Genomic DNA, 16,843 nt, shown 5'->3' with positions numbered 1-16,843 from the left:
AGTTGATTCTACATGTTTTTAGCAATGTTTGGCTCAGTGGAGCAAGGAATCATCTATGCAATAATGGCGCTTGGTGTATATTTATCATTCCGAGTTTTAGATTTTCCAGATTTAACAGTTGACGGGAGTTTTGTAACAGGAGCTGGAGTTGCTGCCACGATGATTGTCTTAGGATATCATCCGGCAGCTGCTACGGCAGTTGCTATAGTTATCGGATTTCTTGCTGGATGTGTAACCGGCTTCCTACATACAAAAGGAAAAATAAATGCACTACTATCTGGAATATTGATGATGATTGCTTTGTATTCTATTAATCTACGCATAATGGGGCTGACTTCTACAAATTCCATTGGTCGTCCGAATATACCTTTATTAAATGCCGAAACAATATTTATTCAGTTCCAAACTTTTTGGAGTTCTTTAGGTATCGATAGTAGCATTAATCATTTTTTCAGCATGATGGGAGTTCAATACTTACCTTCTACTTGGGGTACATTGTTCATCATGATCATTATCGTTTTACTCATTAAGTTTATCGTCGACTGGTTTTTAAAAACCGAAGTGGGTCTTGCAATTAGAGCTACTGGTGATAACAAGAAAATGATTCGAAGTTTATCTGCTAATACTGACACACTTGTAATTGTTGGTCTTGGATTTTCAAATGCACTAGTTGCTTTTTCAGGCGCTCTTATTGCTCAATATGCAAAGTTTGCGGACATCGGAATGGGAATCGGAATGATTATTATCGGACTTGCTTCAGTCATTATTGGTGAGGCGGTATTTGGTACGAAAACAATATTTCGAACAACCTTTGCAGTAATTGCGGGAGCTATTATTTATAGAATTGTACTAGGTCTCGCACTTAGAGTGGATTTACTTGATACAGGAGATATGAAATTAATTACTGCTGTTATTGTAATTTGCGCGTTGATTTTACCGCAATACTTTGAAAAGAGGCGGGAAAAAAATAGAAAAGCTAAACGCCATGCGGAACGGCAAATGGAACATGAACACGTGCTCTTGAGGGAGGGAAATGCCATTGCTAAAGCTCAGTCAGATTAATAAATTATTTAATGAGGCAACACCAGATGAAAAAATTGCTTTAGATCAAATTAATCTAACGTTAAACCCTGGAGATTTCATGACTGTGATTGGTAGCAATGGTGCTGGAAAATCGACGATGCTGAATATGATTTCAGGCGCTCTTACTCCTGATTTTGGTGAAATTGAAATAGCGAATAAAAACGTTACAAAAATGCCGGAATATAAACGCTCACAAATGATAGGAAGGGTATTTCAAGACCCGATGGCTGGAACTGCACCTACGATGACCATCGAGGAAAACTTGGCGATGGCTTATTCGCGAAACAAAAAACGTAGATTAAAAAATGGGGTTGACAAGAAGCGACGAGAGTTGTTCCGAACATCACTTGAAACTCTTCATTTAAACCTGGAAAATCGGTTGAATGCAAAAGTAGGAATGCTTTCTGGAGGGGAGAGGCAAGCGCTTTCTCTATTGATGGCTACATTTACGCAACCATCTATTTTACTTCTGGACGAACATACTGCAGCACTAGACCCATCCCGAGCGGAACTAATTACGAATTTAACAAAGCAGCTTGTTGAAAAGGATCAACTTACTACGCTAATGATCACACATAATATGCAACAAGCGTTAGACCTCGGGAACAGGCTTATTATGATGGATAAAGGACAGATCATTCTAGAAATTGAAGCGGAGGAAAAGAAAAAACTAACCATTGCTAAACTAATGGATGAATTCCAACGTATTCGTGGAGAGAAATTAACTAGTGATAAAGCATTGTTATCCGTTTAATAATCTGTTTCTGTGTTTCGAAGCTTAAGGCGCTTTTCCACTAGTTTGCGGTTTCAGGACCTCGTCGTACAAGAAAAGGGCCTTTTTTAATTTCTATCTGTAAATACTCCAATGCAAAGCTTTAGTAGACTTAGAAGCTTACGTTTTTCATATAGTATTTCTTAGGAAATAAATTGTTGTTAGCAAGATGGAAAAAGGAGTGAAGCGTTTGAGCCGAGCTAGTTTTAGAGTGTTGGGGGAACCCGTATTAATAAAAGCGGAAGTGAATACACGTAAGAATACTGTTGTGATAGAGGACTACGAGTTAATTTCGAATGAAATCCAGTTTGACAACCCGATAACAGGAACTGTTTATGGGACATTGCTGAATTTTAAAGGTGAACTTGAAAGATTAGGAGATGATGTAAATAACGAACCATATTTTTCGCCTCCAATCGCTCCTGTCCTTTATATAAAGCCTGTGAATACGTTCAATTGTTATGGTGGTTCAATACCGATGCCAGTAGGGATATCGAAATTAGAAATGGGAGCGGCTCTCGGAATAGTAATAGGTAAGAAAGCAGTAGCTGTGGATGAATCTACAGCATTATCTTATGTTGCAGGGTACACGATCGTGAACGATGTTCGAATACCGCATGATAGCTTATATCGGCCAGCGATTCATTTTCAAGCACGGGATGGTTTCTGTCCAATTGGGCCATGGATAATCGATCGTCATGGAGTAGAAAACCCAGATAACGTATCAATCCGCGTATACATTAATGATAAACTCCAGCAAGAAAATTCAACATCCAATTTAGTTCGTTCTGTCTCACGGTTACTTGCGGATGTGACTGAGTTTATGACATTAAGTCCAGGAGATGTGTTACTCGTAGGTGTCCCTGAAGACGCACCACAAGCAAGTGTAGGAGATAAAATTCGAATTGAAATTGACGGTATTGGCAGCTTAGAAAACGTAATTGTTGATGAAAGCGAGTCAAAATGGAGGAAACTGATATGAGAAGAGCCCGAGTAGCATATGGGGGTGTCATCCATGAAGCAATTGAATGGGGAAATCAACTCAAATTAGCGGATGGTCGAGTAGTCGGAGAAGACGAAATAATGTGGCTTACGCCGATAGAGCCTCGAACAGTGTTTGCATTAGGGCTTAACTATGCGGATCATGCAGCAGAACTTTCATTTGATGCACCATCAGACCCCCTTGTCTTTTTGAAAGGACCAAATACGTTGATAGGTCACCAAGCATATACACGTCGTCCAGCAGATGTCACTTATATGCATTATGAGTGTGAATTAGCTGTAATTATCGGTGAAACAGCTCGAAATGTCCAAAAAGAAGATGCCTATAAATATGTAAAAGGCTACAGTGTCGCCAATGATTATGCGATAAGAGATTATTTAGAAAACTACTACCGTCCCAACTTGCGAGTGAAAAATCGAGATACATGTACACCATTAGGACCATGGTTAGTCGACGTAATGGATATTGCCGATCCGATGAATCTAAGATTAACAACACATGTTAATAGCGAATTAGTCCAAGAAGGAACAACAGCAGATATGATTTTTGATATTCCATCGATTATTGAGTATTTAAGTAGCTTTATGACGTTGAATGAAAATGATGTCATTCTAACAGGTACTCCTAAAGGATCGGTTAATACAGTAGTCGGAGATGTTGTCGTCACAGAAATAGAAGGAATTGGTCGCTTGGTAAATACGATTATCGGGGAAGAGGCCTTTACAAATCGATAGTGCGAAAAGGAGGGTCTATATGCCACATTTTATTGTCGAGTATACGGATAATATTAAGGATGAGGCGCATCTTGGAAAGTTGTTTGAGGAAGTTCATAAAGTGCTCATTACACAAAATAATGTTTTTCCAATTGGTGGAATTCGTTCAAGAGCGATTGAACTAAATGAGTATAGAGTGGCTGATGGTACGGAAGATGATGCTTTCGTTCATGCAGTCTTAAAAATTGGTGCCGGTCGTTCAGAGGAATTAAAAAAAGAAGTGTGTTCTACAATATTTGAAATAATGAAAGAACATTTCTCCCGATTGATGGAAAAGAGGTATCTAGCCTTGTCCATGGAACTGATCGAATTTAGTGAAGCCGGTACTTATAAACATAATAATATTCACGCTAGATTTACAAATAAGTAGCAATCGTCTAGTTCAATAGAGTGAAGTAACTAGAATAAAAATGAAGGTAAATTGGAAATGTTTATCCGAAAATAGGAGGGAATAGGATGGGTGCACGAACTGGAAAAGAATATATAGAAGGTATAAAAAATCGGAAAACGGAAGTATGGATTCACGGAGAGAAAGTTGACGACGTAACGACACACCCAGCATTTAAAAATGTTGTAGAAAGCGTAGCAGGTCTTTACGACTTGCAACACGAGAAACAAGAAAAAATGCTATATACCTCACCTACATCCGGAAAAAAAGTTGGGCTTTCATTCATTACTCCTAAAACGAAAGAAGATCTGTTCAAAAGACGTGAAATGCATACCGAATGGGCAACTTTTTCAGGTGGAATGATGGGACGTTCTCCAGATTATTTAAATACAAGTATTATGGCATTTGGTACTGCTAACCAATTTTTTGCTCAAGAAGGTGGAGGAAGTGACCAATTTGCTAAAAATGCAGCAGACTACTATGAATATGCTCGTGAAAACGACATTAGTTTAACTCATACATTAATTCACCCACAAGTGAATCGATCCATGTTAACGCAGTCTGAACAAAAAGATCCTTATCTTTCCGCGCGTATTACGAAAAAGACTCCAGACGGAATAATCGTAAATGGCTGTCGACTTTTGGCAACATTAGGCGGGATTACGGATGAGATCGTTGTATTCCCTTCTACTATAAATAGAACACCTGGAACGATAGACGATCCATTTGCATTTGCATTTGCAATTCCAAATAATACTCCTGGTTTAAAATTCCTATCCCGTGAATCCTTTGACTATGGTAAAAGCAAATGGGATCATCCACTAGGTGCTAGATTTGATGAAAGTGACGCTATCATTTCATTTGAAGATGTACTTGTCCCGTGGGAAAGAATTTTTGTGTGTGAGAGTACTGATATATGCAACCGTACGTATGCCGAGACTAATGCAGTTATCCATATGACACATCAAGTTATATCTAAAAATGTCGTAAAAACAGAGTTCATTTTAGGTGTAGTCATCAGTATGATGGAGGCAATTGGTATTGATAAATTCATGCATGTAAAAGAAAAAGCAAGTGAAATCATGGTTATTTTAGAAGTGTTACGCTCTCATTTATATAAGTCTGAGCACAATGCAAAAATTGATCAATATGGCAATATGACTCCAGATTTTGAACCATTGAATGCCGCACGCAACTGGTTCCCGAAAATGTATCAGCGTATGCATGAAATCATTAAAATTTTAGGTGCATCAGGATTAATGGCGCTTCCAACTGAATCAGATTTCAGCAATACAGATGTTGGTCCATTAGTACATCGTTACACACAGGGTGCAAATATCAATGGTGAAGAAAAAGTACAACTATTCCGTTTAGCTTGGGATATTTCCATAAGTGCATTCGGTAACCGTCAAGCACTTTATGAATATTATTTCTTTGGAGATCCAGTGAGAATGTCAAATGCTTATTATGATGGATTTGATAAACAACCTTATAAAGACATGGTTACAAACTTTTTAAATAAAACGAAAAAAGAAGCCGGAATATTTTAAGCTTTTCAGGCTCTTCATATTAGTTGAAAGGAGAAGGAATGATGCAGCAAATAAACAAAGAAATAGATGATCGTCTGTACCGAAATGTGATGGGCAGTTTTGCAACAGGTGTAACAGTTATTACTACAAAAGTTGCTGATGTTGTGCATGGCATGACTGCAAATGCATTTATGTCGGTTTCCTTAAATCCGAAGCTTATCGCAGTCAGTATTGGAGCAAATGCAAAGATGCACCAGCATATAAAAGATTCGAAGAAATTTGCTATTAACATTTTATCGTCAAATCAACTAAATGAATCGAAGCAATTTTCGGGTCAGCTTCAATCAGAAACTGAAATAACCTTCGTTACTTATAATGGATTGCCGATTTTAGAAGATACATTAGCTGTTGTTACATGCGAACTGCATAGCGAATATGTAGTAGGTGACCATACGATTTTTATCGGTCAGGTTACTGGAGTTAAGATTGAACAAAAAGATCCACTATTATTTAGTCAAGGGAAGTATAGGGAACTAAAAGAATTACAGGAATAACAATGGTTGGTACCTAGACTATATAGATGAAAAAAGTTACTTAAAAGGAGCAGATTCTATTGGCATACGAAGAAGCTAAAAAGAAGTTAAGAGGGTCCATTTGTCCTGTCGTTACACCTTTTACGGAAAGTGGCGAGATTGACGAAAAGGCATTCATTGATCTAATTGAATGGCAAATTGAAAGTGGAAGTCATGGGATTTCTGTTACAGGAACAAGTGGTGAACCAAGTTCACTAACAATCGAAGAAAGAAAAAGAGTGATGGCTCTAGCGAAAGAAACGATTGGTGGTAGGGTATTTTTTGCACCTGGCACTGGCTCTACTAATCATGATGAAACAATGGAGTTAACAAAGTATGCAGAAGAATTAGGTGCTGATGCTGCTATGGTTATCGTCCCTTACTACAATAGGCCAAACCAAGAAGCGCTTTATCAACATTTTAAAACAGTAGCTGATTCCGTTAAAATCCCTATTATTATCTATAATATACCAGGTCGATCAGCGGTAAATATGGAAGTTAGTACGATGAAACGTTTAGTAGTAGATTGTCCAAATATTATTGGAGTAAAAGAAGCAAATAAAGACTTCGAACACGTAAACCGAGTACTCCTAAACTGTGGTAGAGACTTCCTTCTGTTCTCTGGAATTGAACTACTTTGCTACCCTATGCTAGCAATTGGCGGTGCTGGATTTATTAGTGCCACAGCAAATGTAGAGCCAGTAAAAGTAGCAGAACTATACAACGCATGGGAAACAGGAGACGTTAAAAAAGCACAAGATCTTCATTTCGAATTAATGCCATTAAATGACGTACTTTTCAAAGACACTAATCCAGCTCCAGCTAAAGTAGCACTAGGTATGATGGGGAAAATCACGCCGAAACTTCGATTACCTTTAGGATTACCTTCAACTGAAATACAAGAGGAAGTACGTAAAACACTTATAGAACTTGATATTTTGCCGAAGGAAGCAGCTGTAAAATAAATCACTACAAAATTATCTTAAGAAAATAGGTGATGATAGTATGGTATCCTCCCATGAGTTAATTTCTTTGAAACACGAAACACAAAAGGATATATCTCTATATATAAATGGAGAATTCACTTCCGCATTAAGAGGAAGTACATTTAAAAATATGAATCCATTTACTAATGAACAAATTAATGAAGTTGCTGAAGGTCAAACGGATGACATAAATAAAGCAGTTGCAGCTGCGCGCGAAGCCTTTGATCACGGGCCTTGGAAAACAATGAAATTAAGTAAAAGACTATCGTACATTTATCGTATTGCAGATTTGATTGATGAAGAAATAGAAAGAATTGCTTATTTAGAAGCACTTGATACGGGTCTTCCCATTAGTCAAACTAGAAAAATGGTGAGCCGTGCATCAGAAAACTTTAGATTTTATGCGCGTATGGTGGAAAATCGCTTAGTTGGAGATGCCTATCAAGTAGATGATGAATTTATCAACTACACAATTAATGTACCTGTAGGAGTTGCAGGATTGATCACACCATGGAACGCTCCTTTCATGTTAGAAACATGGAAAGTGGCGCCGGCATTAGCAACTGGTAATACTGTTGTGTTAAAGCCAGCAGAACTTTCTCCACTTTCAGCAAATCTATTAGCTGAAGTGATTCACAAGGCTGATCTTCCAAAAGGTGTTTTCAATGTTGTTCATGGCTTTGGCGAAATAGCAGGTGATGCGCTTGTTAAACATCCTGATGTTCAGCTTATTTCATTCACTGGTGAAACAAAAACTGGTTCTACTATCATTAAAAATAGTGCCGATACACTTAAAAGCTGCTCAATGGAACTTGGTGGTAAATCGCCAATTATCGTATTTGAAGATGCCGATTTCGATCGTGCTTTAGATGCTTGTGTGTGGGGAATCTATTCTTTTAACGGTGAAAGATGTACTGCGAACTCACGGTTATTTTTACAAGAAAGTATTAAAGATAAATTCATTGATGCATTAAAAACACGTGTTTCTAATATTAGAGTTGGTGACCCGTTAGATGAAAATACGGAAGTAGGCCCACTGATTGATAAAGGGCATTATAGTAAAGTGAAAAGCTACTTAGAAATTGCAAAAGAAGAAGGCACTGATGTTGTAACTGGTGACATCCCAATGGAGTTTGCTAGAGGGAACTTTGTAGCACCGACGATTATACTAAATGCTAAAAACAACATGCGTGTTGCTCAAGAAGAAATTTTCGGACCGGTACTAACTGTATTGACATTTAAAGATGAGGAAGAAGCCATTAAGTTAGCAAACGAAGTCGAATATGGACTTGCCGGCTATGTATGGACGAATGATATTAAGCGAGGACATCGTGTTGCGCATAGGGTCGAAGCTGGAATGCTTTGGGTGAATGCACAGAACGTTCGTGATTTAAGAACACCTTTTGGCGGTTCCAAATCCTCTGGAATCGGACGTGAAGGTGGACATTACGGTTTCGGTTTTTATACGGAACAGAAAATTATTCATATTTCCATTGCTGATCATCATATACAGCAATTCGGGAAAAGATAGAGGAAGGAATGGTGAAAACGATGGATTTTTCAATCATTCGTATCGCGAGAACTGTTCTTCATGTAGTGGACTTGGAAGTATCAAGAAAGTTCTATGTAGATGGATTAGGCATGATTGAAACAGAAAGCGATGAAAATCATATATACTTAAGAGGTTTAGAAGAGCACTCACATCATAGTTTACTTTTGAAAAAAGCGGATAAAGCAGTAGTAGAAGTACTTAGTTATAAGGTTGAAAAAGAAGAGGATCTGGATGAAATTGAAAAGCTTTTCATTTCTAAGGGCTTGAAAACAAAATGGATGGAGAAGGGAAAACAACATGCAATGGGTAGAACCCTTCGAGTCCATGATATATCAGGCATCCCACTAGAATTTTTTGCCGAAATGACTACCGTTGACCGAATGCTGCAACGCTATGACCTTTATCATGGGGCAAAAATTCAGCGAATAGATCATGTAAATTGTGCAGTACCCCATGTTCAAACAGCCTATGATTTCTATGTGAAGGACTTAGGTTTTTCATGCTCTGAGTATACGGATACAGAAGACGGGAATTTGTGGGCTGCATGGCTATATCGAAAACCTACAGTTCATGACCAAGCATTTATGAGTGGTCCTGGACCAAAATTACACCATTTCGCATACACACTAACCGATCGATTAAGCGTGCTTGATTGCTGTGATGTATTAGCGAGTATGGGTTATGCTAATTCGATTGAACGAGGACCTGGTCGACACGGTTTATCCAATGCTTTCTTCTTGTATTTGAGAGATCCAGATGGTCATCGTATAGAGCTTTATACAGGTGATTATTTAACTAGTGACCCAGATCTAAAGCCGAAACGTTGGGATTTAAATGATCCACTTCGTCAAACGTTCTGGGGACATAAAGCACCAGACCAATGGTTTAATGAAACAAGTACATTTATCGATATTGAAACGGGCGAAGAAATAGAAAGTAAAGAACCGTTTTTAGAACAAAGAAAACCAAAAATAATGGCTTAAGGACATAGCTCCATTAAATAATAAAAACAATATAAACCACCTATGAAAATGGTACCTTATCATTTTCATAGGTGGTTTTCTCCGTATGTTTAATATCAGACACGAATTCAGCCATGTGTATCATGCAATTTTGGATAAAATCTATCAAAATTCAAGGGATTTTAGAGTATGTTATAGAATTGATTGTATAGAACATAAAAAATATAATCGTTCGTTACTTAATTTCATCCTTATATTGTATTTCGTTTATTCATAAATAAAGAATAATGTGATAAAAATTCAAGTAGAGGAAGTTAAAATATGACAACATCATACGTGAATTGGGGAAAAGGAAGAGTAAAATTAACTTGGAAGCAGTCTGACCAACTACCTGTACATGACTTCATTACTAGCGTGCATGGATTCTGTTTTTATGAAAATAAGTTGCTATTAGTAGATTTAAATCATCGAGGATGGGATATCCCAGGTGGACATCTTGAATCACAAGAAACAGCTGAACAATGTTTTAAGCGTGAAGTAATGGAGGAAGGATATGTAAGTGGAGAGTCTCAGCTTTTAGGTTACATAATTGTAGATCATAGTGAAAATTTAACTTGGGATGAAAAGAGTCCCTATCCAAAAGTGGGATATCAAGTATTCTATCGTATGGAAATTGATGAAATATTTTCTTTTGATGCAAATTATGAGTCAGCACGTAGAATTTTTATTAAGGCTGAGGAAGTTTCCAATTATTATCATGACTGGAATGAAATTTATCAAGAAATACTAAACTGCGCTTTGAATTGATGGAATAATGAAAATTAGGGTTAATAAAAATACGAAAAGAGAGTGGATTTTGAATGAAAAACGTAACGAAATTTAATATATTTAGACCAGCAAATGAACTATTTGAAGCATTTGTTGACCCTTCAAATATCGGGAACTTTTGGTTCTCTTCAAGTTCTGAAAGATGGGAAGAAGGAAAGACAATCCTATTAAAGTATGATCTATATGATGCAGAAGCAGAGATCAAAATTGTAGAAATTGAGCAAAATAAACGAATTATATTCAAATGGGGACCAGTTGAAGAAGAACATGTTGTCACAATTTCATTTACTGAGTTAGAAAAAATGGGTACAGCTATAGAAGTTATTGAAGAAGGTTTTATCGAAGACGATGAAGAGCTCATACACAAATTAGTAGACAATAAAGAAGGCTGGGTTTTTATGTTGACCTGTTTAAAAGGATATTTAGAATTTGGTGTTACAGGGTTAAGAGGAGGAATAGCGAAATAATTATAGAAAATAGATTTTAATTTAGATTGGAGAACATCATGATAATTAACAACAAAGATTGTTACGTTAATGGAATAAATTATACTGTTAGATCTGCGATAGTAGAAGATGCAATGGTACTCTCTGAATTAAGACTACAGATTGATGGAGAGACCGAAAATTTGGATAGAGAAAAAGGGGAGGCTTTCATCGATATTCCTGGTTTTGAACAGATTATAAAAACGGACTCCGAGAATCCTAAAAACTTATTTCTAGTTGCAGTAGTGCAGGAGCGGATTATCGGTTTTTCAAGATGCGAAGGAAATCATTTGATTAGATTCTCTCATAAAATAGAATTCGGAGTATGCGTGTTAAAAGAATATTGGGGATATAGTATTGGAAAGAATCTATTAAAGGAATCAATTTTATGGGCCGACACCAGTGGAATAAAAAAAATCACTTTGAATGTTTTAGAAACTAATGATAAAGCCATTAAACTGTATGAAAAGCTTGGATTTGAAATAGAAGGCATCTTAAGAAAAGATAAACTCCTTTCTGACGGTAATTACTATAACACTTTAATGATGGGAAGATTTAATGAGTGATGCATAGTCTACTATAGTTCCTACATAGAAGAATGGTTGCAGCTTAAAAGTATAGGAACATTTATATAAAGGAGATATGAGACCGTGAATTATAGGACTGTGGAAGAACTAGAGGAGAATCATTTAAATGATTTATTGAACTTATTTAAAAATGAATGGTGGACGCAAAATCGGCAACTTTCAGATATTCGGAAAATGGTGGATAACAGTACAGTAGTGATCGGGTTAGTTCATAATGAGACCGAAGAATTGTTTGGATTTGCAAGGGTAATGACAGATACTGTTTATAGAGCTTTAATATTTGACGTAATAGCTAAAGAGAACTATAGAAACAAAGGTGTAGGGGCAATCTTGATGAATGCAATTTTAGAACATCCATACGTTCGAGATGTTGAGCGAGTTGAACTATATTGTCCAGATAGATTAGTTGGCTATTATGAGAAATTTGGTTTTTCAACAGATGTAAATGGTAGTAATTTAATGAGATTGAAAAAATAATGTAGTTTCTTTCAACTAGAAAGTACGATATTTTATTGGAAAAATTACATAATAGGAGGGGTATATGAGGCTCTTTCATGTGAGTGAAGAAAGTAATATCGAATTGTTTGAACCACGAATTCCTACACGGGTAGATTTAGATCCTACTAAAGGACTTGTATGGGCTATAAATGAAAAATGCTTACCAAATTTTTTAACACCAAGAAACTGTCCTCGCGTTTGTTTTCATGTTGGAGCAAATACTTCAGAGACAGACAAGAGAAGATATTTTTCATCAGAGTCATGTGTCCATGTAGTAGTAATAGAGAATAAATGGTTTGAAGCGATGAAAAATACTACACTATATTTATATGAATTTGATTCCACTGAATTTAGTCTTTTAGATGAAAATGCAGGCTATTTCACAAGTGCTAAAAAACAGATTCCGATAAATAAAATCGAAACAACTGATCTATTTCAAGAGCAGTTTAGAAGGAATGTTGAATTGCGATTAGTTGATAACTTATGGGATATATTCAACGAAATCCAGAATACAACATTAAATTGGTCAATGTGTAGAATGGGCTTTGCTCAGCCGAAATTGGAGACCCACTAAGTAAACAAATCATATAAGGAGAATGCTCTTTTAAAGTTCGCTGAGCTGCGTAGGCGGCTCTTTTTTTATTCAATTAAAGGTGAAGGTTTGTTGAATAAGAAATACATAGTTACCTTTAATAGAAAATGATAATAACAGATAAATAGGTGGAGAAAAACGATTCGTTTTTCTCTACCCTGATTTATTTTCGGGACTTATTAACGACAACTCAATGAGCTACATTTTACTGTTCGATTTGATATTTTTTCATTTATTTATAGTTTAGAAGTAGTTGTTAAAATCCTCTTTTATAAGGTGTTGGTGGCACTGTTTTTCCAGTAATCACTTCTTCTGCATGAAGCGCCCAATATGGGTCATTTAACATTCCACGTCCAATTGCTACTAAATCTGCCTCGCCAGTTACAAGAGTTTTTTGTGCAAGATTTGGATCTTTTAGATTTCCTACTGTAATTACTGGTACATCTAATGCTTCCTTATATGCTCGAGCAAATGGAACTTGGTATCCAGGAGTGTTCGCCGGTTTAATTTTGCCAGGAGGAGCTTCACCACCACTTGATACGTGAAACATATCTACGCCAGCCTCTTTATATTTTTTGGCAATCTCTATGGAGTATGCTAAATCATATCCATCATCCATATATTCAATAGCGGATATGCGGAAAAGTAGCGGCATATCTTCCGGCAAAACACTACGGACTGCTTGAATAACTTCTACTCCAAATTTAGATAAGTCTTCACCATATTCATCAGTACGGTTGTTTATCGCTGGTGAGTGAAACTGATGGATTAAATAACCATGAGCCCCGTGGAGTTCAATTGTATCAAATCCTGCTGCTACTGCTCTTCTTGCTGCTTCTTTATATTTAACAACCATTTCTTTCACTTCTTCAGTTGTAAGTGCTCGTGGTTGCTTCCATTTTTCTGTAACTGGTATGTTCGAAGCGCCAACGGGTGGATTCGCATCCTCTGCTTTTCTCCCCGCATGCGCTATTTGTATTCCTATTTTAGTACCGTATTTATGTACGGCATTTACGATTCTTTCATAAGCGGGAATATGATCATCAGACCATAAGCCTAAATCGAAATCTGTAATTCTCCCATCAGGCTCCACATCTGTCATTTCTACAATGATGAGTCCTGTACCTCCTACAGCGCGCGAAACATAATGGACAAAATGCCAATCATTTGGAATGCCGTCTTTTGCAACAACAGAATATTGACACATAGGTGGCATTACGATTCGATTTTTTAGTTCCATCCCTTTTAGTTTAAATGAAGAAAATAAATGGGTCATTTTAACACACTCCTTTTGTCTATTATCCTGTTTTACCTAATATGAATCAATTCATTTGTTTTTGTTCATATTAATAAAATATTCAATTGGCGAAATAAACCGATAATTATTATATACAGCGCTCATTTCCCTTCTCTAACTGGATAGTGTAAGGAATAATTATATAAAAGAAAGACATCAGTCCTTAAGGAAACGAATAAATTCCGTTTATTTATAAATTTGTTGTTGTATTTATGCAATGACGGTGATATATTATGTATATTAATACTTAATTAACGCATAAACATACAACGGGGGAATATAAAATGAGTAAAAAAGTAGTTTTAGCATATTCAGGTGGACTTGATACATCGGTTGCAATTACATGGTTGAAAGAGCAAGGGTATGAAGTAGTAGCAGTATGCCTGGACGTTGGCGAAGGAAAAGATCTAGAATTCGTAAAAAATAAAGCGTTGCAAGTTGGCGCAGTAGAAAGCTATATGATTGATGCAAGAGAAGAATTTGCAAATGAATATGCTTTAATTTCTTTACAAGCTCATACTTGGTACGAAAGTAAATATCCACTTGTTTCCGCATTATCTCGTCCATTAATTTCTAAAAAGTTAGTGGAAATTGCAGAGCAAACTGGTGCAACAGCAGTAGCACATGGATGTACAGGAAAAGGAAATGACCAAGTTCGTTTTGAAGTTTCTATTAATGCATTAAATCCTAATCTAGAAGTAATTGCACCTGTACGTGAGTGGAGCTGGAGCCGTGAAGAGGAGATTGCATATGCAAAAGAGAAAAATATTCCGATTCCGATTAACTTAGACAGCCCATTCTCAATTGACCAAAACCTTTGGGGCCGTGCAAACGAATGTGGTATTTTAGAAGACCCATGGCAAGCACCACCAGCAGATGCTTATGAACTAACAGTTGCACTAGAAGATGCACCTGATACTGCAGACGTTATTGAAATTGAATTTGAACAAGGCGTACCTGTTTCGATCGATGGCGTTAAATATCCATTGTATGAATTAATATTAAAACTAAATGATTTAGCTGGTAAACACGGGGTTGGACGTATCGATCACGTAGAAAACCGTCTTGTTGGTATTAAATCACGTGAAGTATATGAAATTCCTGGTGCTCATACATTATTACTTGCACATAAAGAATTAGAAGATATTACGTTAGTAAAAGAATTAGCTCACTTCAAACCAGTAATCGAGAAAAAGTTAACAGAGCTAATTTATGAAGGACTTTGGTTCTCTCCACTTAGAACTGCTTTAGAAGCGTTCTTAAAAGAAACGCAAGTATATGTAAACGGAACAGTTCGTGTGAAATTATTCAAAGGTCATGCGATTGTAGAAGGACGTAAATCTCCTAACTCTTTATACAACGAAAAACTCGCTACTTACACAGCAGAAGACGAATTTAACCATGCATCAGCAGTTGGATTTATCGAACTATGGGGACTTCCAACAAAAGTTCATGCAATGGTGAATCAAGGAGCAGAGAAGGTGAAAGCATGACCAAGCTTTGGGGTGGGAGATTTCAAAAATCTGCCGAGCAATGGGTAGATGAATTTGGAGCTTCCATAGGTTTCGACCAAGCATTAGTAATGGAAGATCTAGACGGAAGTATTGCACACGTTAAAATGCTTGGGGCATGTCATATTTTGCCCCAAGAAGACGTGCAACAAATTCTTGGCGGTTTAGAGCAATTAAAGAAACTAGCTGCAGATAATGCACTACAATTTTTAGTTGCAAATGAAGATATTCATTTAAATTTAGAAAAAATGCTGATAGATTTGATCGGTCCAGTTGGTGGAAAACTACATACAGGGCGTAGTCGTAACGATCAAGTTGCAACAGATATGCATCTATTTTTAAAAAATAGAGTGAATGAAATCATCGAGTTAATCGAGTTATTCCAACAAACACTAGTAACTCAAGCAGAAGCACATGTGGAAACCCTTGCTCCTGGATACACACACTTGCAACGAGCACAACCAATTTCTTTTGCCCATCATTTAATGGCATATTTCTGGATGTTGGACCGAGACAAAGATCGTTTTAAAGATTCGATGAAACGTATTGATATTTCTCCACTAGGAGCAGGTGCACTTGCTGGTACTACTTTCCCGATTGATCGAAAACTTTCGGCAGAGTATTTAGGCTTTTCAAGTGTATATGCAAATAGCATGGACGCGGTAAGTGATAGAGATTTTATCGTAGAATTTTTAAGTAATTCTTCGATGCTCATGGCGCATTTATCTCGTTTTGCAGAAGAAATTATTCTTTGGTCAAGTTCTGAATTCAATTTTATTGAGTTAGATGATTCATTCTCTACTGGCTCAAGTATTATGCCTCAAAAGAAAAATCCGGATATGGCTGAGTTGATCCGAGGAAAAACTGGTCGAGTGTACGGGAATTTAATGGGCTTACTAACTGTAATTAAAGGATTACCGCTTACTTATAACAAAGACATGCAAGAAGATAAGGAAGGTATGTTCGACACTGTACATACAATCGTTGGATCGCTGAAAATTTTTGAAGGTATGGTTCGTACAATGACTGTTCATACAGAGCGTCTACACGATACGGTACACCAAGACTTTTCCAATGCGACAGAACTTGCTGACTATCTTGCTGCCAAAGGGCTTCCGTTTCGTGAAGCGCATGAAGTAACTGGGAAACTAGTATTCCTTTGCATTCAACGTGGCTATTTCTTGTTAGATCTACCACTGGAAGATTTACAAGAAGCAAGCAGCCTTATCGAGTCTGATATTTACGATGTCTTATCACCTCTTGCTGCTGTGAAAAGAAGAAACTCTCTAGGTGGAACAGGTTTTGAACAAGTTGTCATCCAAATAGAGGAAGCTAAAAAGCGTTTAGTATAACAAAAACTGTAGACACTGAGTGAATTGCACCCAAATTGTTGGACACAACTAACAATTCGAGGTACAGTTCAGA

The 16,843-nt window shown here is 36.9% G+C and carries 18 protein-coding genes; 17 read left to right on the top strand and 1 reads right to left on the bottom strand.

Annotated elements, in window-relative coordinates; genetic code table 11:
* Nucleotides 1-12 precede the first annotated feature (12 nt).
* From FG384_RS14060 to FG384_RS13990, 15 genes are all read left to right on the top strand, one after another.
* Nucleotides 13-1,062: an ABC transporter permease gene (locus FG384_RS14060; RefSeq protein WP_142643242.1), complete on the top strand. Its 1,050-nt coding sequence runs from the start codon at nt 13-15 to the stop codon at nt 1,060-1,062.
* Complete coding sequence (locus FG384_RS14055; protein WP_142643241.1) at nt 1,040-1,837, top strand: ABC transporter ATP-binding protein; 798 nt, start codon at nt 1,040-1,042, stop codon at nt 1,835-1,837. The genes FG384_RS14060 and FG384_RS14055 overlap by 23 nt, the downstream gene beginning before the upstream one ends.
* A 208-nt stretch (nt 1,838-2,045) precedes the next feature.
* Nucleotides 2,046-2,837 (top strand): fumarylacetoacetate hydrolase family protein, encoded by a 792-nt coding sequence (locus FG384_RS14050; RefSeq protein WP_240793437.1) that lies wholly within the window; start codon nt 2,046-2,048, stop codon nt 2,835-2,837.
* Entirely contained in the window at nt 2,834-3,592 is a 759-nt protein-coding gene (locus tag FG384_RS14045) for a fumarylacetoacetate hydrolase family protein (protein WP_142643239.1), read from the top strand. The genes FG384_RS14050 and FG384_RS14045 overlap by 4 nt, the downstream gene beginning before the upstream one ends.
* Nucleotides 3,593-3,611: 19 nt before the next feature.
* Nucleotides 3,612-4,001 carry a 5-carboxymethyl-2-hydroxymuconate Delta-isomerase gene (locus FG384_RS14040; RefSeq protein ID WP_142643238.1) on the top strand — a complete coding sequence of 130 codons (390 nt, stop codon included), beginning with the start codon at nt 3,612-3,614 and terminating at the stop codon, nt 3,999-4,001.
* 86 nt (nt 4,002-4,087) lie between these two features.
* Entirely contained in the window at nt 4,088-5,569 is a 1,482-nt protein-coding gene (gene hpaB / locus FG384_RS14035) for a 4-hydroxyphenylacetate 3-monooxygenase, oxygenase component (protein ID WP_142643237.1), read from the top strand.
* 62 nt (nt 5,570-5,631) lie between these two features.
* The gene (locus FG384_RS14030; RefSeq protein WP_142643291.1) at nt 5,632-6,102 is read left to right on the top strand and encodes a flavin reductase family protein; all 471 of its coding nucleotides are present in this window, start codon (nt 5,632-5,634) and stop codon (nt 6,100-6,102) included.
* Between the two features lie 59 nt (nt 6,103-6,161).
* Entirely contained in the window at nt 6,162-7,085 is a 924-nt protein-coding gene (gene hpaI, locus FG384_RS14025) for a 2,4-dihydroxyhept-2-ene-1,7-dioic acid aldolase (protein ID WP_142643236.1), read from the top strand.
* A gap of 40 nt (nt 7,086-7,125) precedes the next feature.
* A complete protein-coding gene (hpaE, locus tag FG384_RS14020; RefSeq protein ID WP_142643235.1) occupies nt 7,126-8,637 on the top strand; it encodes a 5-carboxymethyl-2-hydroxymuconate semialdehyde dehydrogenase in 1,512 nt (503 codons plus the stop codon).
* A 20-nt stretch (nt 8,638-8,657) separates the two neighbouring features.
* On the top strand, nt 8,658-9,641 hold the full coding sequence (gene hpaD / locus FG384_RS14015; RefSeq protein WP_142643290.1) for a 3,4-dihydroxyphenylacetate 2,3-dioxygenase: 984 nt from the start codon (nt 8,658-8,660) through the stop codon (nt 9,639-9,641).
* Nucleotides 9,642-9,941: 300 nt separating this feature from the next.
* Nucleotides 9,942-10,427 (top strand): NUDIX hydrolase, encoded by a 486-nt coding sequence (locus FG384_RS14010; RefSeq protein WP_142643234.1) that lies wholly within the window; start codon nt 9,942-9,944, stop codon nt 10,425-10,427.
* Between the two features lie 53 nt (nt 10,428-10,480).
* Nucleotides 10,481-10,915, top strand: a complete 435-nt coding sequence (locus tag FG384_RS14005; RefSeq protein WP_142643233.1) for an SRPBCC domain-containing protein — start codon at nt 10,481-10,483, stop codon at nt 10,913-10,915.
* Between the two features lie 38 nt (nt 10,916-10,953).
* Entirely contained in the window at nt 10,954-11,499 is a 546-nt protein-coding gene (locus tag FG384_RS14000; protein WP_142643232.1) for a GNAT family N-acetyltransferase, read from the top strand.
* 84 nt (nt 11,500-11,583) lie between these two features.
* Nucleotides 11,584-11,997, top strand: coding sequence for a GNAT family N-acetyltransferase (locus FG384_RS13995; RefSeq protein ID WP_142643231.1), 414 nt, complete (start codon nt 11,584-11,586; stop codon nt 11,995-11,997).
* Between the two features lie 79 nt (nt 11,998-12,076).
* Complete coding sequence (locus tag FG384_RS13990; RefSeq protein WP_240793436.1) at nt 12,077-12,592, top strand: DUF6886 family protein; 516 nt, start codon at nt 12,077-12,079, stop codon at nt 12,590-12,592.
* Nucleotides 12,593-12,866: 274 nt separating this feature from the next.
* On the opposite strand, the gene FG384_RS13985 is transcribed toward FG384_RS13990, so the two are convergent.
* The gene (locus tag FG384_RS13985) at nt 12,867-13,886 is read right to left on the bottom strand and encodes an NADH:flavin oxidoreductase/NADH oxidase (protein ID WP_142643229.1); all 1,020 of its coding nucleotides are present in this window, start codon (nt 13,884-13,886) and stop codon (nt 12,867-12,869) included.
* 305 nt (nt 13,887-14,191) lie between these two features.
* On the opposite strand from FG384_RS13985, the gene FG384_RS13980 reads away from it, so the two are divergent.
* Nucleotides 14,192-15,400, top strand: a complete 1,209-nt coding sequence (locus FG384_RS13980; protein WP_142643228.1) for an argininosuccinate synthase — start codon at nt 14,192-14,194, stop codon at nt 15,398-15,400.
* Nucleotides 15,397-16,770 carry an argininosuccinate lyase gene (gene argH / locus FG384_RS13975; RefSeq protein ID WP_142643227.1) on the top strand — a complete coding sequence of 458 codons (1,374 nt, stop codon included), beginning with the start codon at nt 15,397-15,399 and terminating at the stop codon, nt 16,768-16,770. Before FG384_RS13980 ends, argH begins: the two co-directional genes overlap by 4 nt.
* The last annotated feature ends 73 nt before the right edge of the window (nt 16,771-16,843 follow it).

It is taken from the genome of Psychrobacillus vulpis (assembly GCF_006861825.1).
GTDB lineage: Bacteria > Bacillota > Bacilli > Bacillales_A > Planococcaceae > Psychrobacillus > Psychrobacillus vulpis.
The sequence above is the reverse complement of the archived record's forward strand: the minus strand, read 5'-3'. Positions and strand labels throughout refer to the sequence as shown.